The 21,137-nt window shown below is 45.1% G+C and carries 16 protein-coding genes, 1 tRNA gene and 1 other RNA gene; 7 read left to right on the top strand and 11 right to left on the bottom strand.

Annotation, left to right across the window (positions count from 1 at the left end; genetic code table 11):
- Nucleotides 1-164 precede the first annotated feature (164 nt).
- The 3 genes from A3GY_RS0106050 to A3GY_RS0106040 all read left to right on the top strand — a co-directional run bounded on the left by A3GY_RS0106050 (nucleotide 165) and on the right by A3GY_RS0106040 (nucleotide 5,900).
- Nucleotides 165-2,594, top strand: coding sequence for a bifunctional 2',3'-cyclic-nucleotide 2'-phosphodiesterase/3'-nucleotidase (locus tag A3GY_RS0106050; protein WP_018030520.1), 2,430 nt, complete (start codon nucleotides 165-167; stop codon nucleotides 2,592-2,594).
- Between the two features lie 217 nt (nucleotides 2,595-2,811).
- A complete protein-coding gene (locus A3GY_RS0106045; RefSeq protein ID WP_018030519.1) occupies nucleotides 2,812-4,704 on the top strand; it encodes a MucBP domain-containing protein in 1,893 nt (630 codons plus the stop codon).
- A gap of 161 nt (nucleotides 4,705-4,865) precedes the next feature.
- A complete protein-coding gene (locus A3GY_RS0106040; RefSeq protein ID WP_018030518.1) occupies nucleotides 4,866-5,900 on the top strand; it encodes a M42 family metallopeptidase in 1,035 nt (344 codons plus the stop codon).
- Between the two features lie 50 nt (nucleotides 5,901-5,950).
- Here A3GY_RS0106040 and pgmB read toward each other — a convergent pair whose 3' ends face one another.
- The 10 genes from pgmB to A3GY_RS0105990 all read right to left on the bottom strand — a co-directional run bounded on the left by pgmB (nucleotide 5,951) and on the right by A3GY_RS0105990 (nucleotide 17,012).
- A complete protein-coding gene (pgmB, locus tag A3GY_RS0106035) occupies nucleotides 5,951-6,607 on the bottom strand; it encodes a beta-phosphoglucomutase (RefSeq protein WP_018030517.1) in 657 nt (218 codons plus the stop codon).
- A 9-nt stretch (nucleotides 6,608-6,616) separates the two neighbouring features.
- On the bottom strand, nucleotides 6,617-8,872 hold the full coding sequence (locus A3GY_RS0106030) for a glycoside hydrolase family 65 protein (RefSeq protein WP_018030516.1): 2,256 nt from the start codon (nucleotides 8,870-8,872) through the stop codon (nucleotides 6,617-6,619).
- Nucleotides 8,856-9,887, bottom strand: coding sequence for an aldose epimerase family protein (locus tag A3GY_RS0106025; protein ID WP_018030515.1), 1,032 nt, complete (start codon nucleotides 9,885-9,887; stop codon nucleotides 8,856-8,858). The genes A3GY_RS0106030 and A3GY_RS0106025 overlap by 17 nt, the downstream gene beginning before the upstream one ends.
- On the bottom strand, nucleotides 9,888-10,709 hold the full coding sequence (locus A3GY_RS0106020) for an endonuclease/exonuclease/phosphatase family protein (protein WP_018030514.1): 822 nt from the start codon (nucleotides 10,707-10,709) through the stop codon (nucleotides 9,888-9,890). It abuts the gene before it with no gap.
- A gap of 56 nt (nucleotides 10,710-10,765) precedes the next feature.
- A complete protein-coding gene (locus A3GY_RS0106015; RefSeq protein ID WP_018030513.1) occupies nucleotides 10,766-12,949 on the bottom strand; it encodes a PTS transporter subunit IIBC in 2,184 nt (727 codons plus the stop codon).
- A gap of 114 nt (nucleotides 12,950-13,063) precedes the next feature.
- Nucleotides 13,064-14,077: a LacI family DNA-binding transcriptional regulator gene (locus A3GY_RS0106010; protein ID WP_018030512.1), complete on the bottom strand. Its 1,014-nt coding sequence runs from the start codon at nucleotides 14,075-14,077 to the stop codon at nucleotides 13,064-13,066.
- Between the two features lie 22 nt (nucleotides 14,078-14,099).
- The gene (locus A3GY_RS0106005; protein WP_018030511.1) at nucleotides 14,100-14,852 is read right to left on the bottom strand and encodes a 16S rRNA (uracil(1498)-N(3))-methyltransferase; all 753 of its coding nucleotides are present in this window, start codon (nucleotides 14,850-14,852) and stop codon (nucleotides 14,100-14,102) included.
- Nucleotides 14,853-15,806: a 50S ribosomal protein L11 methyltransferase gene (prmA, locus tag A3GY_RS0106000; protein WP_026161953.1), complete on the bottom strand. Its 954-nt coding sequence runs from the start codon at nucleotides 15,804-15,806 to the stop codon at nucleotides 14,853-14,855.
- 109 nt (nucleotides 15,807-15,915) lie between these two features.
- Nucleotides 15,916-16,356, bottom strand: a complete 441-nt coding sequence (locus tag A3GY_RS0105995; RefSeq protein WP_018030509.1) for a MepB family protein — start codon at nucleotides 16,354-16,356, stop codon at nucleotides 15,916-15,918.
- A gap of 185 nt (nucleotides 16,357-16,541) precedes the next feature.
- A complete protein-coding gene (locus tag A3GY_RS0105990) occupies nucleotides 16,542-17,012 on the bottom strand; it encodes a DUF3013 family protein (RefSeq protein WP_018030508.1) in 471 nt (156 codons plus the stop codon).
- Nucleotides 17,013-17,148: 136 nt separating this feature from the next.
- On the opposite strand from A3GY_RS0105990, the gene A3GY_RS0105985 reads away from it, so the two are divergent.
- From A3GY_RS0105985 to A3GY_RS0105975, 4 genes are all read left to right on the top strand, one after another.
- Complete coding sequence (locus A3GY_RS0105985) at nucleotides 17,149-18,417, top strand: replication-associated recombination protein A (protein WP_018030507.1); 1,269 nt, start codon at nucleotides 17,149-17,151, stop codon at nucleotides 18,415-18,417.
- A 67-nt stretch (nucleotides 18,418-18,484) separates the two neighbouring features.
- Nucleotides 18,485-18,679, top strand: a non-coding RNA gene (ssrS, locus tag A3GY_RS10080) — 6S RNA.
- 2 nt (nucleotides 18,680-18,681) lie between these two features.
- Nucleotides 18,682-18,754, top strand: a tRNA-Lys gene (locus A3GY_RS0105980).
- Between the two features lie 196 nt (nucleotides 18,755-18,950).
- Nucleotides 18,951-19,811 (top strand): Rgg/GadR/MutR family transcriptional regulator, encoded by an 861-nt coding sequence (locus tag A3GY_RS0105975; protein ID WP_018030506.1) that lies wholly within the window; start codon nucleotides 18,951-18,953, stop codon nucleotides 19,809-19,811.
- A gap of 14 nt (nucleotides 19,812-19,825) precedes the next feature.
- Here the strand turns inward: A3GY_RS0105975 and A3GY_RS0105970 are convergent, their stop codons facing one another.
- A complete protein-coding gene (locus A3GY_RS0105970) occupies nucleotides 19,826-21,046 on the bottom strand; it encodes an MFS transporter (RefSeq protein ID WP_018030505.1) in 1,221 nt (406 codons plus the stop codon).
- Nucleotides 21,047-21,137 lie beyond the last annotated feature (91 nt).

The raw sequence follows: 21,137 nt of genomic DNA, 5'->3' as shown, positions 1-21,137 counted from the left end.
CTCAAAAAGATCTTATTCCTATTCTATCACTTTAGGCTTAAAAGCAAAAGAGAGAGTCTCTGAGAAATCCTTTTAAAGAAAGCAGCCCCTCTTGATAGCCCTTTCATTTTTAGTATATAATAGAAGTCCAAGGGAAACCTTAGGAGATGAAGGAGGATTTTAGGATGTCCCAAAAAAACACGCATTACAGGTCAAAAAGCGCCCTGCTGCTAACATTATTGACAGCTGCTGGTCTAGGGGTGACCGTTAAAGCTGAAGAAACCGTCACTAGCAGTTCTGTGACAAGTGCTCAGACCAGTCTGAGCCAGACTTCTGTCTCGGAAGCCACATCAAGCGCTGCTACTAGTGCAGAAACAACCGCTACGACAGACACATATGTAGCGACCGAATCAGCCGGTCTGGAAAGCGCTCCAGTAACTGCTGCTGCCAGTCTGACCGAAACAAATACCAATCAGGTACAAACGCCTGTTGAAGGACAAACCCTTGATGTCCGTATCTTAGGAACAACGGATTTACACACAAATCTGGTCAATTATGACTACTATCAGGACAAGGCCTCTGAAAAGATCGGACTGGCCAAAACAGCTATTCTCATCAGTCAGGCTAAGGCTGAAAACAGCAATGTTATTCTGGTTGATAATGGAGATACGATTCAGGGAACACCGCTTGGCACCTATAAAGCTATCGTAGATCCCGTTGATGTCGGTGAGAAACACCCCATGTATGCTGCTCTTGAAGCTCTTGGCTTTGATGCTGTCACCCTTGGCAACCATGAATTCAACTACGGGCTTGATTATCTGAAGAAAGTGCTGGCTAATAACCAGCTGCCGGCTGTCAATGCCAATGTTCTTGATACTCAAAGCGGAACCTTCCTCTTTGACCCCTATAAAATCATCACCAAAACGTTCACAGATCCCAAAGGACAGGGATTAAGCCTTAATATCGGTATCACAGGTATCGTACCGCCTCAGATTCTTAATTGGGACAAGGCCAATCTTGAGGGCAAGGTTACCGTACTCGACTCTGTGCAGGCTGTCGAAGCCATGGTACCAGTCATGAAAGCCGCTGGCGCTGACATTATCTTAGTTCTCTCCCATTCTGGGATCGGCGACGATCAGTATGATGTCGGCGAGGAAAATGTGGGCTACCAGATTGCTGGGATTGATGGTGTTGATGCTGTTGTGACCGGCCATTCGCACGCCGAATTTCCGTCTGGAAATGGGACAGGTTTTTATGAAAAATACAGGGATGTGGACGGCGTCAATGGTACTATCACTGGAACTCCCGTTGTCATGGCTGGAAAATACGGCGATCACTTAGGCATCATTGACCTGGGTCTTATCTACCAAGACGGCAAATGGCAGGTGGCCAGCAGCCACGCTGAAATCCGCAAAGTCGACGACAAATCAACCGTCGCAGACCCAACGGTTCTCGCGATTGCCAAGGAGGCTCACGAGGGAACAATCCAGTACGTCCGTCAGCAGGTGGGGACAACAACAGCTCCTATCAATAGCTATTTTGCCTTGGTTAAGGATGATCCTTCTATTCAGATTGTCAACAATGCCCAAATCTGGTATGCTCAGCAGGAACTAGCCGGAACTCCGGAAGCCAGTCTGCCTATCTTATCAGCAGCTGCCCCTTTTAAGGCTGGTACCAGAGGAGACGCAACAGCCTACACCGATATTCCCGCCGGCCCAATCGCCATCAAGAACGTCGCAGACCTTTATCTCTATGACAATGTGACCGCCATCTTAAAAGTCACCGGAGCCGATCTCCGTGAGTGGCTGGAAATGTCTGCCGGCCAGTTCAATCAGGTCGATCCCACTGTAACAGGTCCCCAAGATATCATCAACACCAACTACCGTACCTATAATTTTGATGTGATTGACGGTCTGACTTATCAATATGACATCACCCAGCCTAACAAGTACGATATTAACGGCAATACCCTTAATCCAGCAGCCAGCCGCCTGCGAAACCTCAGCTACAATGGAAGCCCTGTGACAGATGACCAAGAATTTATCGTGGTGACCAATAATTATCGAGCAAACGGTAATTTCCCAGGTGTCCGCAATGCCACCCTCAACCAGCTCCTCAATCTGGAAAACCGTCAGGTGATTATTAACTATATCCTTAATGAAAACGTCATCAATCCTTCGGCTGATCATAATTGGACCTTCACCAACAGTATTGCAGGACTTGATCTTCGCTTCCTGACAGCTGATAAGGCTCAGAACCTCATTGTAAATGATCCCTCTATCACCTATCTGGGAACAGCAAGCAGTGACGGTTTTGGTGTCTTCCGCTTCAACTATGTTGAGCTTGCCGACCAAACTAGCCAAGAAGCAGGGCAAGCACAAGGAAGCAGAGGAGCTCTAACCGCTCAACAGCGGGCTGTGATTCACCAGTTGGCAACAAGGGCCTACCAAGAAACCAAAAAGGCACGATTAGCCCAGAGGAAGAAGACAGAACCGTCACTGCTTTCTGTTCAAGCGCAACTGCCCCAGACCGGTACAACGGACAGCACCCTTCTGAGTCTTATCGGTATTGGACTGATTAGTTTACTGCCCTTCCTGAAAGCGAAGAAGAGATAAGCCAAAAAACGGACAGAGTCCGTTTTTTGGTTCTCAAGCAGTCTATAAGAAACCCCTTGTGCCATCTCATTTTTATCAGATAGATGAGATAAACAAATGCTCAAGCCTTCTCCAATTTATGGATAACTGTCTCTGCCTTAAAAAAGCGAGAAAGAAAGCTTGCAAGAGGTTTTGCTTTAGGCTATACTAACTTTATACAAAACTAGGGAGATGTGTTGTGAAGAGGATAAGAAAAGGGATTTTTGCGATTGCTGTTGTGCTTCTTATTAGCTTACTAGGGCAATCATTGCCACCAATCAGTCAACCTACCTTTGCGGAGGACCAAGCAGGAGCAGCTGCCCAGGTCCCTCTGACTTACAGGTATCAGGATGAGTTGGGCAACCGTATCTCACCAGATGTGGTCAAGATGGTGGACGACGGCAGCATCCAGCCTATTTCGGCCTATGCCGTTGCTACTATTGGCCAATATGAGCTCATCGATAATTTCTCTGATGGACCGGACGGCTACTTTGTTTCGAGTCAGCAGGAAAATCTGATTGTCTATACCTACCGTCTAAAAAATGGTGGCAAGGTCCATGTCAAGCATGTGGATGAAAATGGTCGCGAGTTAGCCACTACTGACACCCTGATTGGCAGTGCTGGTGATACTTACCGCACCAGCCCAAAGACCATTGAAAATTATGACCTGTTATCAGTAACCGGTGCAGCTGAGGGAACCTACACAGCCAATCAAGAAGTGACCGTCACTTATACCTATCGTTTGAAAGCTGATGTAACCATCCTAAAAGTCCGCCACATCCAAGAGAGTAGCGGCGAAGAAATTGCAATATCTGAAGAGTATGTTAAACTGGGAACTTCCTATACAACAGAAGCTCTGAACGATCCAGACTTCAGTCTGAAACGGGTAGAGGGACAAACATCCGGTCAGATAAGTGATAAAGAGACTCTTATCACCTACTACTATACTAGCAATCTGCCAGCCAAAGTGACTGTCTACCATGTCAATCCTCGGTTAGGGAAGGATGCTCCTTTTGCAGTAGAGGAACTCACTGGACAGGATGGTACCCCTTACCAGACCAGTGCCAAGGATATCCCAACAGTTGTCTTTTACAAGAGCTCTAGCAATACCTCGGGTATCTTTATCTCAGGCCAAGATATTGAAGTCATCTATGAATACATCAAGCCTGTCAATTTGACCATCAATTACTATGACAATGCGGGCAATGTGCTTCAGCCAAGTATCACGGTTACTCGAAATGACTTTGATATCTCAGAGTACGTCCCTCAAACAATTGGTGATTACGAACATTACTATACACAAGCTCCTCCTGAGGGTGATTTGCCTGCAGATCCTTACGCGTACAATACAGATTATACCTACTACGCCTATTATCGGAAGATACCAACCAGTCAAGTCACCATCAAATATGTCGATGACAGTGGCAACGAGCTTGAGCCGGAAGAAAGCCTGACTGGCAAAGTAGGAGAGACCTACAGTGTCAGCGCCAAGGCCATTCCAGGTTATGAGTTGGTTAAAACAGAAGGGGCAGAATCTGGAGCCTTTGGTAGTTCAAATACTGCTGTGACCTATACTTATCGCGCAGTAACAACAACTACTACAACGACGACATCAACGACTACTTCTGCTACGACAACTGCGGAAACTAGTACTAGCACTTCCACTACCGCAACAACAACTGCAGAACCAACTACTTCGTCGACTGCTACAACGACCGCTGAGCCAACTTCATCGGCAGCTTCAACAACGACTGCAGAACCAACTACATCTGCAACGGAAACAACTGTTGAATCAGGCGCTTCAGCAGCAACAACTACTGAAGTAGCGACGACAACGATTACCGCAGAACCAACTACTTCGTCAACTGCAACAACGACTGCTACAACTATTGAACCAGACACTTCATCAACAGAGACAGGTTCAGTAAACACAGAGGTAATGACCGACAAGATTTCGACAAAGTTAAATCAAAAACGAGCCCTTCTCCCAAAAACTGGAAGCGATGACTCACTTATAGCAGTTCCAATAGGAAGCCTACTGCTCTTGATAGCCACCTTGTATTGGCATCAAAAACGAACTCATAACAATTAAAAGATTGAGTACTTCCTCAATCTTTTTTGAATCTAAACCTCTGCTTAGCTATGGTATAATTAGGTAGTGACTAACTGCCTGACGGACTTACGCGAATGTTTGGAATCTTATATATGAAACATTCGCCCCGTCTCTTCCGTGAATCATATAAAGGAGAACCTATGTCTCAGACAATTAACTATATTCAACGTTTAACCAATATCCCGTCTCCAACTGGCTATACGACAGAAATCATGGATTATGTCGCTCGAGAAGTTACTAGTTATGGTTATCAGGCAAACCGCACCAATAAAGGCAGCATTATGGTGACTGTTCCCGGAACCAATGACCAGCAGCATCGTATTCTAACAGCTCACTTGGACACGCTGGGAGCTATTGTCCGCGCTGTCAAACCAGATGGCCGTCTTAAAATGGATCTGATTGGTGGTTTTGTTTATAATGCCATCGAAGGCGAAAACTGTACGATCCATGTCAGCAAAAACGGTCATAACATATCTGGAACAATTCTCCTTCATCAAACATCTGTCCATGTCTATAAAGATGCCGGCACAGCTGAGCGTAACCAAGACAGCATGGAAATTCGTCTGGACGAAAAAGTCAGCACAGAAGCAGAAACACGCGCTCTGGGCATTGAAGTGGGGGATTTTATCTCTTTTGATCCCCGCGTCGTGGTGACAGCATCCGGTTTTATCAAATCCCGCCATCTTGATGATAAAGTCTCAGCAGCCATCCTGCTCAATCTGCTCAAGACCTATCGAGAAGAAAAAATCCAGCTGCCCTATACAACTCATTTTTATTTCTCAAATAATGAAGAGATCGGCTACGGTGCTAATTCCAATATTCCCGAAAAAGTCGTAGAGTATCTGGCAGTTGATATGGGAGCCATGGGAGATGACCAGCAGACCGACGAATACAGCGCTTCAATCTGTGTCAAGGACGGCTCCGGCCCTTACCATTATGAGCTCCGGCAGCACTTGGTTTCCCTCGCTGAAAAAGGCAATATCCCTTATAAACTGGATATCTATCCTTATTATGGTTCGGATGCCTCCGCAGCCTTGAGAGCCGGCAGTGATGTCCGCCATGCCTTGCTCGGAGCCGGTATCGAGTCCAGCCACTCCTACGAACGCACGCATATCGATTCTGTCCAAGCTACGGAACGTCTGGTTGATGCCTATCTCAAAAGTAAAATGCTCTAAGGACATCTGTATAAACGAAAAACCAACCTCAAATGAGGTTGGTTTTTAAATTAGCGATTAGCCTGCCAAGCCGCTTCAATGGCTGGGTAACTGAGGTCTGATGTGCTTTCAAAACGCTCGCTGGCATGAGCCAATTCCGCCCCTCCGATACCGATAGAAACCATTCCCGCAGCATTGATAGCTGTCACTCCGGCAACGGAATCTTCAAGACCGACACAGTCTGCAGGCTGGAGATTTAAAGCTGCAGCTGCTGCCAAGAAAATATCCGGAGCCGGTTTGCCCTGAGCCACTTTGGCTGGATCTGCGATGGCATCAAAAGCATCAGCCAATCCCAATTTATCTAAAATAATCGGACCATTCTTACTGGCAGAAGCAAGGCCCAGTTTTAATCCCGCTTGCTTAAAGTCAGAAATTAAATCTGCAATTCCCGGTAGTATATGGGCTGGTTTTAAATCCTCTAGAGTTTCGACATAGGCTTCGTTTTTTTCCGCAGCCAAAGCCGCAAACTCCTCGTCAGAAACGCTCAGCTGAAGGTAGTCTAAAATGACTTTTAGAGAATCTTCTCGACTAACCCCTTTGGTTTTTTCTTCCAGCTCATCCGGCAGTTCAGCCCGAAAATGGTCTCTGACCAATTTCCGCCAAGCGGCAAAGTGAAAAACGGCTGTATCTGCAATCACACCATCTAAATCAAATAATACACCTTTCATACAGCCCTCCTAATTGCTTAAGATAACTTCTTGACCATCTAAAACAATGGTTAAATCATCCCCTTCAAGGAGATCAATCTTACTGCCCTCTTTAGCAACAGAAACCAAAAGCAGACGGCCTCTGAAGTTGATATGGAACTGGTAGCCATTCCAGCTTTGAGGAACAAACGGTGCAAAATGCAGCCGCCCCTCACGCACACGCATTCCAGCAAAACCTTGGACAATGGACAGCCAAGAACCTGTCATCGAGGTAATATGGAGACCATCTTCGGTATCATTATTGTAGTTGTCAAGATCGAGTCGGGCAGTCCGAGCGTACATTTCAACCGCTTTGTCTTCCATCTGCAAGTCGGCCGCTAAAATAGAGTGAATAGATGGTGACAGACTGGATTCATGGACCGTGAGCGGTTCATAGAACTCAAAATTCCGTTTTTTCGCTTCCTGACTAAAGTCATCGATAAAGTAGTAAATCCCTTGAAGGACATCAGCCTGCTTAATATAAGGTGAGCGCAGAATTCGATCCCATGACCAATTTTGGTTCAGCGGCAGATGTTTTGGATCTAGCTCTGCAACCGGCGTCAAATCCTTGTCTAAGAAGCCATCATGCTGAACAAAGATTCCCAATTCTTCATCTTCTGGCAGATAGAATTTCGCCACAATGTCTCGCCACTTAGACCGCTCTTGGCTGCTTAAGCCATGTTCGTCACGTTTCGCTTCAGAGACCTTGTCTGCTATTTGATCCGTATAAGTCAGGCACCATTTGGCTAAGAAATTGGTGTACCAATTGTTGTTGATGTTGTTTTCGTATTCATTTGGCCCGGTTACCCCATGCATCATATAAGCGTCATGGCGTTTAGAATAGTGGACACGGTCTGCCCAGAAACGGGCAATACCAACCAAGACATCAAAGCCATCGCCAGTCACATAGCTTTCATCACCTGTGTAACGAGTGTAATTATAGATGGCATAAGCGATTGAACCATTTCGATGAATTTCTTCAAAAGTGATTTCCCACTCGTTATGACACTCAATCCCATTAAAAGTCACCATAGGATAAAGCGCACCTGCTAGATCCTGCTGGCCGGCATTGTGATAAGCTCCAGGGAGCTGATTGTGACGGTATTGCAGCAAGGTTTTGCTTACTTCTGGATCAGCAACAGATAAGAAAAGCGGGACTGCAAAAGCCTCTGTATCCCAGTAGGTTGCTCCGCCGTATTTTTCACCGGTAAAGCCTTTAGGACCAATATTGAGACGGGCATCTTGTCCATAGTAAGTTGAGAAGAGCTGGAAGAGATTGAAACGAATCCCCTGCTGCGCTTCATCGTCTCCTTCGATAACCACATCCGCCTTAGCCCAGCGTTTGGCCCAAGCAGCTACCTGAGCTGCCTTCAGGGTATCAAAACTTTGCTGACTCTGCTTAGCCAACAAGTCGCTGGCAGCTGCGTCTAAACGGTTGGCATCTTCGTAATCACGCGACGTCACAACGATGACCCGCTTTTCAAATACCTTGCTCTCTCCGGCAGCCAACTGACCAGCCAAGGTCAGGCTGACAGCCTTATCGCTCTCTTTGGCAGTCTGAACCGCCAAGTCGGTGTGATGCTCAGCAGTCATCAGAGTGGTAAATTGAGGCACTCCAAAAGGATTGGCAATGGTCTGCGCTTTTAACGCTATCTCTTCCTGATTAGCTTTCTTAGCTAACACTTGCCAAAATTGTTGATCATAGTTGGCATCTTCATTGAAAACATTGGCATCAATGAAAGAGGTCACTTCGAGTTCAACAGGGGCAGCAGAAAGATTTTCAAAGTAAATACGGTTGGCATAGAGCTCCTTGAAAGCGGCGCTGACAAAGCGCTCAAAGCTGATTTTAACCTTAGCAGCTCCCTTCGTCACGACATAGGAGCGGTAAAGAACCCCCTCTTTCATATCAAGGCAGACCTGATAGTCCGTAAAGCTATCCACCGCCAAATCGACAGACTGACCATTAATCTTGATATCCAGACTGACAAAGTCAACCGCATTGATAGCCTTGCCAAAATAGTCAGGGTAGCCATTTTTCCACCAGCCAACACGCGTTTTATCTGGGAACCAAACACCTCCAAGGTAAATCCCCTTGTGGCTGTCACCGGAATACGTTTCTTCAAACATACCGCGCATGCCCATGTATTCATTTCCGATAGAGGTCATACTCTCTTGAAGGCGCTTGTCCTCTTTCGGCAAATCATGCGCAAGAACCTTCCATGCATCAATGTCAAAAATTCGTTTCATCTTCTCTTCCTTCTTCCATCTGCTTGACCTTAAAGGCCATTGTGTACTCTTTCACTTCTCCTGCTGCTAAGCTGATGTCCCCCCATTCTGGATGGTGGAGAGCATCTGGCAGCGTTTGAGGTTCTGTCGCCAGGGCATTAAAAATCCCTTGGTCTGCCGCCGCCTGATCAAACGGATTCGCCGTGAAAACAATCAGACCATTGCGGCTACTGAAAATCTCTAAACAATAGCCTTGCTGTCTATCCCATAGATAGGCTTGCGGCCTGCTGAAATCAGCGGTCACTTCATAGGCGTCATCAAGCGCTAAGCGTCCCTCTTGCCGCAGCTCATTTAGTGCCAAAGAAATTGGCTTTCGTTGCCTAAAATCATAGGCGCTTCCCGCCACACTGATTTTCCGGCCCGTTGGGATTTTATCACTGGTTGTTTCTAGAATTGCCGGGCTGTCAATTTGCAGCGCAACCCCTTCTAAATGATGGCTTAAAGCCCAGTAAATATGAAGGGTCGGATCAAACACCGTGGCTCGATTGCCAGCACTGGCCTGATAGTGAATCGTCAGCTGATTATCATCGTCTAGGCTATAGGTGATGGTAAGATCAATGTCCCCCGGAAAGCCGTCTTGCACTGTCCTCAACTGGCATTTCAGCACCAGCTGCTGGGGATTAGGCTGATCAGCCGCAAAGAAAACCTGACTGAGTCCTCTGCTTCCTCCATGGAGCAAGTGTCTGCCATCATTGGCCTCCAATTGATAGGACTGACCCTTCAAATCAAAACGAGCCTCCTTAATCCGACCGGCAACTCGACCAATTTGCTTATTCACCTGATAGGGATTCTGGTAATAAGCCACAATGTCATCAAAATGAACTACCAGATTGTGACGCTTGCCGTCTGCCAGAGGCAGCGAAAATTCCTGAACAATGCCGCCTAAATTAAGAATCCTTACATGGCAGGCTTGGCTGTTACTGAGCTGATAGGCAAAAACAGGCTGTCCTTGGTAAGTTCCAAATAATTCTGCCATCTAATCGCCTACTTCCATCTGACTGGCCAAGCCGCAGTGATCACTGATTTGCGGATAATGGCTACCATCAAAGATGACCTGAGACGTCTCAACGGTGAAGCTCTGACTGGCAAAAATATAATCAACCTTGAGCGCTTCCTTGTTGCCTTCCCAGCCAGCAATATCTTTTTCAATAGTCGCCTGACCGTAACTTCTCTGCGCTGCGAAGTGGCTGTCTTGCAGCCTCAAGTCTGATGACAGGATCCGGCGATAGCCTGAATTACCTTGGGGATTATTGAAATCTCCCATAAGCACCAAAGGACTGTCCAGCTTTTTCAGCTCTGTTTCCAACTTTTGCCACTCTTCCTCAAAGCCCTTACCCCACCAAGACAGATGGAGGCTGACAAGAACCACATCTCTCCCATCTACTTGGGTTTTAGCCATTAGAGCCCGTCGGGTGTGATAATCGGTCTCATCATCAACCTCTGAGACCAAAATCGAACGTGCTTCTAGCGGCTGTTTCGATAAAATCGCCACCCCTTCTTGGTAAATATCAAAGCCGATGTGATTATAAGCCCAAGACCAGTAGTAATCCCTGCCTTTTTGAGACAGGAGTTGGACCAATTTCAGGGCATAATGATCGTCATGAATAGCTGGTGCTCCTGCCACTTCGACATAATTCAAGGGAGAGGCTGTCGGCTCACTGTCTAACAGCTGATTGATTTCTTGCAGGCAGATGGCATCATAGTCCTCTTCCAGAATCGCATCTGCCAAAATCTCTAACTTGTCGAGAGGAGCCTCTTCCATCCAGCTGTGGGTATTTAAAGTTAAAAATTTAGCCATCTCTTTTCCTTCTAAACAAGAATCGTTTGATGTCTTGCATCAAACGATTCCATTTGTTAAAGTTCTACTTTGGCAACAGGTGTCTTAGCAGCTTGCTGTCCAGTCTGTTCAAGTGTTACTGTTTTTAATTCAGCGGTATTGGTGAACGCAACAATGACAGTTGTTTCACGATCGGCTGATTTGATAGCCTCTAAGTCTGCCACCAAGAGGAGATCTCCAGCTTCTACTCGCTGACCGTCCTTAACCTTGGCTGAGAATGGTGCTCCATTGAGGGCAACCGTATCCAAACCAACGTGAATCAGAACTTCTAAACCAGAATCTGTCAAAAGACCAAGAGCGTGTTTTGTCGGAAAAACGCTGGTGGCCACACCCGATACAGGGGCGTAGATATTGCCATTCTCAGGCTCTACCGCAAAACCATCCCCCATCATTTTCTGTGAAAAAACAGGATCTTTAACATCTGTAATTGGAATCACCTGACCATCAGCGACAGAAAGCACTTCCTCCGTTACCCCTTTAAAGGCAACAGCTGCAGCTGCTTTTTCTTCCTGAGCGGAGACGTCCACTACCGGAATGTCCGCGCCAGAATCCAAGAGATCTTGAATATCTGATTTCAGGATATCAGCTTTAGGACCATAGACAGCCTGAACACCTGAACCCTTGACAATCAAGCCCATCGCACCGGCTTTTTTCCATGATGCTTCATCACCGACTTTATTAACATCAGCAACGGTTACACGCAGACGAGTCATACAAGCATCCACATCAGAAATATTAGCTTTTCCACCTAAAAGGTTAATAATCTGCACGACTTGAGAATTGGCATCTGCTGCAGCTGCACTTGCCCCTTCGGTTTCAGCAGCATCATCGCCATCATCATAGTTGCCATTGCGGCCAGCTGTGGCAAGGTTGAATTTTTTAATCATAAAGCTGGAAATAAAGTACATCCCAACACCAAAGATAATTGACACAATCACGAAGTTAATCAAGTCTCCGCCGAGACCTGCTTTAATCGCCATTGGCGTACGTGTCAGCAGTTCGATATTCCCAAATGAGTGCAGGCGTAAGTTAACCAAGTCTGCACTAGCAAAAGCAAGCCCCTGAACAACAGCGTAAACAAGATAAAGCGGCAGAGCTGCAAACATGAACATATACTCAAGCGGCTCAGTTACCCCTGTCAAGAAGACGGCAACCGCAGCAGATAAGAACATAGACTTGTATTTTTTCTTCTTGTCAGGGTCAACATTACGGTACATGGCTAAAGCAACACCCATCAAGATGGCAGAAGCACCAATCATCTGACCTACTTTAAAGCGGGCTGGTGTGACACTTGTCAACAGATCTTTGTAAGCTGCTGTATCACCAGCACCCTTAAGGTTAATCAAATCCGTCACCCAAGCCAGCCAGAGCGGATCCTGACCGAAGACCTGAGTTCCTTTGGCTGCACCTGTCAATACTTCATAAGTACCGCCAAGTGAGGTATAGTTCATTGGAATGGTCAGCATATGGTGAAGACCAAATGGCAGAAGAAGACGTTCTAGGGTACCATATAAGAAAGGCGCCAAGAAAGGAGCTGTGTCTTGCGAGCTGGCAATCCACATCCCAAAACCGTTAATCCCTGATTGGATAACTGGCCAGATAACAGCCAAGATAAGCGCAACAACTGTTGAACGCAGAATAACAACGAAAGGAACAAAACGTTTTCCGTTAAAGAAAGATAAAGCATCTGGCAGTTTACGGAAATTATAGTATTTATTGTAAGCAGTTGCTCCCACAAAACCAGCAATAATCCCCACAAAGACACCCATATTCAGCGCTGGGTATTCGAGAACGCTGGTGAAATAGTTCGCCACCAGAATTTTTTGCCCAAAGATGGTTTGGACAGTCGCACCATCCTTGGCCAGCAATTCGCTGGTTACACCAAAGACAGCTCCAGTGATACGGTTAATTAAAAGGAAGGACAGACCTGCTGCGAAAGCACCACCAGCCTTTTCCTTAGCCCAGCTTCCTCCGATAGCCAGAGCAAACAAAAGATGGAGATTCCCAATAACCGCCCAACCGGTCTGCGCAACAACAGAACCAACAGTTGTTAGAATCGTAGACTTGGGATCAATCAGACCAATGGAGTTACCGATACTGACCATCAAACCAGCAGCTGGCATAACAGCGATAACCACCATTAAGCATTTTCCGAATTTTTGCCAAAATTCGAAGCTAACAAGTTGCTTAAGATTTTTCATTATATCCTCCTGTGCAAACGTTTTACGCAAACGTTTGCGTTTGATAGTTTCATTATATCACGAAAAATAAATTTGTAAACCCTTTTTTTTGAAAAAACCAAAAAAGCCAGCAGCTTATCCGTCTGCCAGCTTCGGAGTGGAGTCACGCTCAATAATTTTGTGAGGAATCAGCAGCCTGTCAGCAGCCTCCTCCCCATTCAATAAAACTTCCGCCGCATTCCTTCCCAACTGATAGGGAAAGACCTCTACGGAGGTCAAAGAAGGACTGGCCAACTCCGCAACCATAGAATTATTAAAGCTGATAATCGCGTAGCGGCGTGATGAAATACCTAAATTTTTAAAGAGCCGCTGCAGGCGGATAGCCATGATGTCATCACAAGCCACGAAAGCTTCTGTCTCTGCATACTTCGCGAGAAAGGCCTCTAATTCTTGGCGATTTAACCTGTCATCAACCCTTGATAGACTCAGGGTTTTTGTTGAGAAATGCTGCGCCTGCATGATACTGGAATAGCCCATATAACGACTGGCCTGAACCAATTCATCCATATCCGTATAGGCGTAAACAATCTTAGTATAACCCTTATCTATCAGAAAGCTGGTAGCATCCTGACTGGCTCCCACATTATCGTTATCCACAAACCTAATCTTAGAGGGGTCTTTATCATAAGATTCTCCAACAACCACACAGGTCACCTCTTGCCCCTTGATATACTTCAGAATAGGGTCATCAGCCTTAGAGTAAAGAAAAATAAATTTTTCAATATTGCCGCTGCGAATCAGGTTTTTAATATTGGTCAGCAGTTCTTCTTCGGTCCGACCCGTTGCTAAACTAACCATCTGATCTTTGTCTGTACAGACGCCTGAAATCCCCTGAATCATCTGCATAAAGAAAGGATTGTTACCCAGAGATTCCTGACTTTCTCGCACCGGGAGAACAATTCCTACCATGTTGGACTGGCGTTTCACCAAATTTTGCGCAGAATAATTAGGCGAATAATGAAGTTCTTCCATGGCCTGACGCACCCGTTCCTTGGTCGCCTGACTAATCATGCTATTATCATGCAAGGCACGCGAAGCAGTGGAAGGGGAGACCCCAGCCAGCCTTGCAACGTCTTTTATGGTTACCACAAATGTCTCCTTTCTCCTTCTTTTAGTCTGGCCTACTTGTCAGCTCCACCGCATAACTCACCGCTGATAAGGCATAGAGCGGGGCGGTTTCGGTTCGTAGGATTCTGGGGCCTAGGCCGACTGGGATGCCGCCTGCCTGCTCGAAAGTCTCGATTTCCTTTGGTGAAATCCCGCCCTCAGGCCCGAAGATAAAGAGAATTTTCTGATTGGCCTCCACGGCCTGCAATTCCTGGGCCAATCTAGCCATTTCTCCTGCCTTGGCACTTTCTTCGTAGGCGATAAAAATCTTATCAAAAGCCGCCAGTTGGGCTAGAAAGTCAGCCTTCTTATCAAAGAGTCGGATGTCTGGCAGGCGGTTGCGCTTGGACTGCTCCGCCGCACCTTGGGCGATTTTTTCCAATTTTTCAACCTTTTTGGCCAGTTTCTTGCTGTCCCATTTGACCACGGACCAGTCTGCTGGATAAGCCCAGATACCAGCCGCCCCTAATTCCGTTGCCTTTTGGGTCACAAAGTCCAGCTTATCCCCCTTTGGAAAGCCAGAAGCGATGGTCACTTGCACTGGCAGCTCCACATCGTCTTTTAATTCCTGAACTATTTCTAACTGCTGTTGGCTGCTGGACACCACGCGCGCCAAGCGTTTGATCCCGTCCTCAAAAACCAGGACTACCTCATCTCCCTCAGCCAGGCGCATGACCGAAAACATATGCTTGGCCGTGTCCTTATCGGTGATGGTCACCAGCTCCTCGGCTTTGCCTTTTACAAAATACTGCTGCATTTAGCCCCCTATCACACCTGAAATATCATCGGTTTTCTTGAAAACACAGGCATTCCACTCGCCCTGAATCATGTGGGTCTCTAGGAAAAAGCCTGCGGCCTCAGCTGATGCACGGACCATGTCCCATTTTTCAGAGATAATGCCAGACAGGATCAGATACCCCTGATCCTTGACCAGACGATAGGCATCCTCCGTGAGATGGATCAGCACGTCCGCCAAAATGTTGGCCACAATGACATCCGCCTCCAAGTCAACCCCGCGCAGGAGATCCCCGGCCGCCACCTGAATATTGTCCATGCCGGGATTGAGGGCAATATTTTCTTGAGCCACGCGCACCGCCACATCGTCCAAGTCATAGGCATAAATCTCCTTGGCACCCAAAAGGGAGCTGGCAATGGAGAGAACGCCCGAGCCCGTGCCCACATCAATGACGGTTTCCCCACCCCGCAGGACCTGAGAAAGAGCAAAAAGGCTCATCTTAGTGGTCGGGTGAGTTCCTGTTCCGAAAGCCATACCTGGATCCAGGCGGATAATTTTCTCACCAGCCGTCGCCTCGTAGTCCGTCCAAGACGGCACGATGGTCAAATCGTGGGTAATGCGGGCTGGCTCATAGTATTTCTTCCAGTTGTCCGCCCAGTCTTCCTCTGCCAATTCCTGACTTTCTAAGCTAATCTGACCTGTTTCCAAGCCAAAGCCTGTCAAATCTGCCAAGCGAGTCGCCAAGTCTGCCTTGATTTCTTCAATATCCACAGTATCAGGATAGTAAGCCGTAATCGCAATCATATCTGACTGCTCCACCTCGGGATAGAGTTCGCCGAAACGGTCTTCCTGCCCCACATAATCAGCCGAGTCGCTAATCGCCACCCCCTGACTGCCCGTCTCAATCATCAGATTAGAAACAGCTTCCTCCGCATCACGATGCACGTGAATGGTTACTTCTTGCCATGAATTCATAAAATAAGATACCAGGCCCATAAAGCGCAACGTAAAAATAGAAAATCTTTATTTTTTACACAGAGTTTAGGGCGTGTTCATTTCCTTTCCTAAAATTAATATAATTTTGTTATTTTTCACTCAAATCTATAAAATAATTGAGCTGCCATTTTTGAGTAGCTAGTGCGGTTTTGTTCAAATCTTGACACCATGGTGGGTAAAAACGCATTGCCATTTTTCCTTTAGAGGTTTTGGTAGAAATAATGTTCTGCGTTATAGAAACGTTCTTCGGAATCAGGAACATCCCTTTCTGCTGACCATCATTAATAACAATAATCAGTTCATCAATCATATCCCGATCCGAAAATGGAATATTTTTATTAAATTGATCTTTTTTCCAAAAAGCTGTGAAATAGCCCTCTTTTCTTGGTGTTTTATGAGCTAGACGACATCTTTTATAACGTGATTGACCATTTACTTTTATTAAAATCCCCTCATACTGCTCATTCCACTTTTCTTCAATTACCTCAAAACCATCAAACTGCTCTTTGAGTACCTCTATTATTTTCATCATTTCTCCAGATATTCTTTTTACTTCAACCTTTTCGAAACACTATACAACCCAATAGTAGCAATCTCAGCCCAGTAGCATAAATTCCATGGAATGGTTGGCTATTCGGTAGCAAGTATGGATTTCTTCAACATTATTAATATATTTGTCACATAAGTTATAAAATCAAACTATTACGCTATATCCTAATACCTCGGATACCCAAAAAATTCCGTTTCCACCAGCTCTGCTCTGCCTTTTTCAAAAGCAGTTGCATCCCAGGTCAGGCTAAAGTCGACTGCGGTCTCGTCCGCTAGGAAGTCCATGAGGTCACTGAGACCCTCGGTCACCACATCGTTGAGGGTTTCCGCAAAGTAGGCTAGGAACTCGCGGGACAGACCTTTTTTGGGTTCGTAGGGAATAGCTGCCAGATAGTCGTCTTTGTCAAAGCTGGATTTGGCAGGATTGTAAAAAAGCGCATAGTCTTCAAACAAGATATCGTCGTTGCTTTCTTCCCCCTTGTCATCTAGTGTGGCCACAGCACCCTGATTTTGCGCCTCCAAAAGAAAGGCCAACTCGACGGCATGGTTTTTCTTGTCCCAATTCAGCTCATAATCGTAATGAAAATGCTGATCCATTTCTTCTTCTAATACCGATAAAAAGCCATACTTTGCCATTTGTCACCCTTTGTCTTTCTTGTGCTATAATAATTATAGCATTTTAAAGATGGAAAAAATACGATTGACGCTGAAATTAAGGCTAAACACAAGCAATCATTTCAACGCAAATACCCACAAAAGACTGGAGACTGACATGCACGATAATTTAGCATTGCGGATGCGCCCCCGAAATATCCATGACGTTATCGGTCAAGAACATCTGGTTGGTCCCGGGAAAATCATCCGTCGGATGGTCGAAGCCAATCGCCTAGCTTCTATGATTTTATTCGGTCCTCCTGGTATCGGCAAGACCTCGATCGCCTCTGCCATTGCAGGTACTAGTCAGTTTGCCTTTCGGACCTTTAACGCCACAACCGACAGTAAAAAACGCCTGCAGGAAATTGCGGAAGAGGCCAAATTTTCAGGCGGTTTGGTGCTGCTTCTTGATGAAATTCACCGTTTGGACAAACCCAAGCAAGACTTCTTGCTCCCCTTGCTTGAAAATGGCAATATCATCATGATTGGGGCAACCACTGAAAATCCTTTCTTTTCCGTAACGCCCGCTATTCGCAGCCGGGTTCAGATTTTTGAGCTAGAGCCCCTGTCTAATGAAGATATCAAGACAGCCCTTCAAAGGGCTCTGGCGGATAAGGAGCGCGGCTTTGAGGTGGCCGTCGATTTAGACGATGATGCCCTTGATTTTATTGCGACAGCTACCAATGGCGACCTGCGTTCAGCTTACAACTCCCTTGATTTAGCAGTCTTATCAACCAAACCAGATCAAAAAGAGGTGCGTCATATCACGCTTGAGGTCATCAAAAACAGCCTCCAGCGCAGTTACATCACCATGGATAAGGACGGCGACGGTCACTACGATGTCCTGTCCGCCCTGCAGAAGTCTATCCGCGGATCCGATGTCAATGCCAGTCTCCATTATGCCGCCCGTCTGATTGAGGCTGGAGATCTGCCTAGCCTAGCCAGACGCCTGACGGTCATCGCCTATGAAGACATCGGCCTAGCCAATCCTGAAGCTCAGATCCATACCGTGACGGCGCTTGAGGCCGCCCAGAAAATCGGCTTTCCTGAAGCTCGAATCCTGATTGCCAATGTCGTTATTGATTTGGCCCTGTCTCCCAAGTCCAACTCCGCTTATGTCGCCATGGATGCAGCCCTTGCAGACTTGCGGAAAAACGGCAATCTTCCCATTCCGCGCCACCTGCGGGACGGCCATTATTCCGGAAGCAAAGCCTTGGGTAACGCCCAAGATTACAAGTACCCTCACGCCTACCCTGAAAAATGGGTCAAGCAGCAATACCTGCCGGATAAAATTAAAAGCGCCAGCTATTTCACGGCCAACGACACTGGGAAGTATGAGCGGGCTCTGGGCGCTAATAAGGAGCGGATTGATCAGCTGTCTGAATGAGAACGATTGCAAAAATTCTCTCTTTTTGCTTGAATTTTTTGCGCAATGTGGTATCATATTAGGTAAAGAAATGCTGTGGTATACGAATTCACACCAATGTGTTGACCGACTATTTTTTGTATGATTCGGGAAACAAAAGTCTTCTGGCAGTATGCAGGCCGTTACACGCGGAAGCAGCTAAGTCAGAGCGAGTTGCCCACCTGCTCTTGTTTGCGCGGGTTCAATACAAATCGTGAATCACCGGTACCAATACAGCACTTTTTTCCTTCCTTAGCTCAGTTGGTAGAGCAGTGGACTCTTAATCCATGGGTCGTAGGTTCGAGCCCTACAGGGAGGACTAAAAACGCAAAAAAAGCCCTAAACAAAGGGCTTTTTTTGCTTATTGTCCTACTGGCAAATATCTTGAATATCCCTATGAAATGACGAGATTTAATGTCTTTTAATGGGGTAGGTTTACAACAGCTCATTTCTGTGATAAATACATTTTTTTGTTAGAATAATTCTTATATAAGATAGATATAGGAGACGGAGCCTTGACCAAACTAAATGCTGTTAATCTTGGTGAACTTTATAGAGAACTTAGGCTGGCTAGAGGTCTAAAAATGAAAGATGTTGTTAATCACAATTTATCACAGTCGCAACTGTCTAAATTTGAAAATGGTCAAACGATGCTCTCTGCAGATAAATTACTGGTTGCAATCTCTGCCATCCACATGAGTTTTTATGAATTTGAACAGGCGTATCATCACTATGAAGACAGTCCATTTTTTAAGCAGGCTAAACTCATTTCTGAATATCATGCCAATAAAGATATTAGCAGTTTGGAAAGGCTTTTAAAAAATGATAATTCTGAAACATATGATACCTATAACCAACTTAATAGACTGGTTATCCACTGCGCAATACACACTCTAAAACCGGAGCATACCATTTCAGATAAGGACAAAGAATTCATCGCCACCTACCTTTATAGCATTGAAGAGTGGACGGAATATGAATTGTATGTTTTTGGAAATACCTTACAGATATTATCAAATAGCGACCTCATTTTTCTTGGAAAAGCTTTCACCGAGAGAGACTCCTTGTATTTGTCAATTCCAAATAATAAACATCGAACACAACTCGTTCTTCTAAATATTATCTTTGTGCTATTGGAAAGAGAGCAAGGGTATTACGCTGATTACTTCATGAAGCATCTTGAAAAGATCCTAAACTATCAAGATATGTTTGCAAAGACTGTCCTTATTTTTCTGAAAAAAGTGCTCAATTATCAAGAAGGACAAACCACGGATAGCATAACTATAGAACACTATATTCAATCTGTTAAAGAGTTAGGGCATGAGGAAGTTGCAGAATTTCTCCAAGATAGTTTAAACAGTCTCATACAAGATTGACAAAACTTTGACAATTAAGAGTGCTTTTTTACTAGGACTAAACTCATTACGATTAATAATAAAGCATAAGCAATAAAACCTAGATAAGCAAGGGAACTACTAACCGTTATCAACATCGGAAATATCAGGCTTGTCACAGGTGGCACTATTACCAAGAGAGCATTAATACTGGTAATAATCCCGCCGATTCTTTCTACAGGATAGCGATTAACCACATCTGCTGAAAAGCGCGGAGAAACAATTCCTAACAGAAAAGCAAGACAGCTATTCGCTGCGAAAATCATCCAAAGGTTACTGAAGACAAAACCTAGTCCTACTAAGAGAATCATCAAATCAGACCAAAGGTTAATATAAAAGATTGAATGGTTCTTAAATACCTTTGTGGTCAAGCTATTTCCGATAATCATAAATACAGTAATCATCCCTGATAAGAGTGCAATTTTTACAGGGTTGCTTAAAGTAACTAATTCATTATTCTCCCTAATAAACAAGGCAAATAATGGCGTCAAGCCTCCAAAAAAACCATTTAACATAGCTAGCTGAACTAGATTAACCAACAAAATACGGTCAGTAAGGAAAGATTTTAAATTCTCTCTAACAACCAAAATAGTATTCCCGTGCTCAAATGGTTTTATCTTAGCTTCTTGATTTTTAAGAGCAGGCTTAATGATGGAGTAAAGTATTGCAACGCTCAGAAAAATTAATGCATTTATCATTGCAAGAGAACTTTCTGTATACATCGTTAACAGAGATGCTCCAAGAAGGGTTGCTAAAACAGTGACCAATTGTGTTCCTAAGCTGACAAGTCCTTGCGCTTCTTCCATATCTTCTGGCTTTATTAAAGTCTTGGTAAAAGGTGAAAAAAGCGCTGTTGAGTAATTCCCACTAATATCCGATAACAGATTTAAAAAGGAAGCAAAGACAACCAAAGGCAATGTTAGTTGGTATCTCAATAGAAGTCCAATACCAATATACATACCTGTTCGAAAAAGCGAGCTGCTTACTAAATGGTTTAGCTTTTGCTTTTGCCTATCAGCCACCACTCCTAAGAATAAACTAATCAATATAGGAAGTGTTTCTGAAGCTGATACAACCATCACAGCTACACTTCCATTTGGTAAGGAAGTTGCCAGTGTTAACATCGCTGTATAAAATAATCGGTCTCCAACTTTGGATACCAAATTAATTCCAGCCAATCGTGCAAAAAGTCTATTCTTTTTTAAAAACGTTAGCATCTATTTCTTCCTCATCAACCTGTAATTTTCTAGTAAAAAGACGAAATTTGATATTGAAAAATCTTTCTATCAAATTTCGCCTATTATCTTT

The sequence above is a fragment of the Streptococcus ferus DSM 20646 genome, assembly GCF_000372425.1.
Classification (GTDB): Bacteria; Bacillota; Bacilli; order Lactobacillales; family Streptococcaceae; genus Streptococcus; species Streptococcus ferus.
This window is presented reverse-complemented; position numbering and strand designations above follow the sequence as displayed.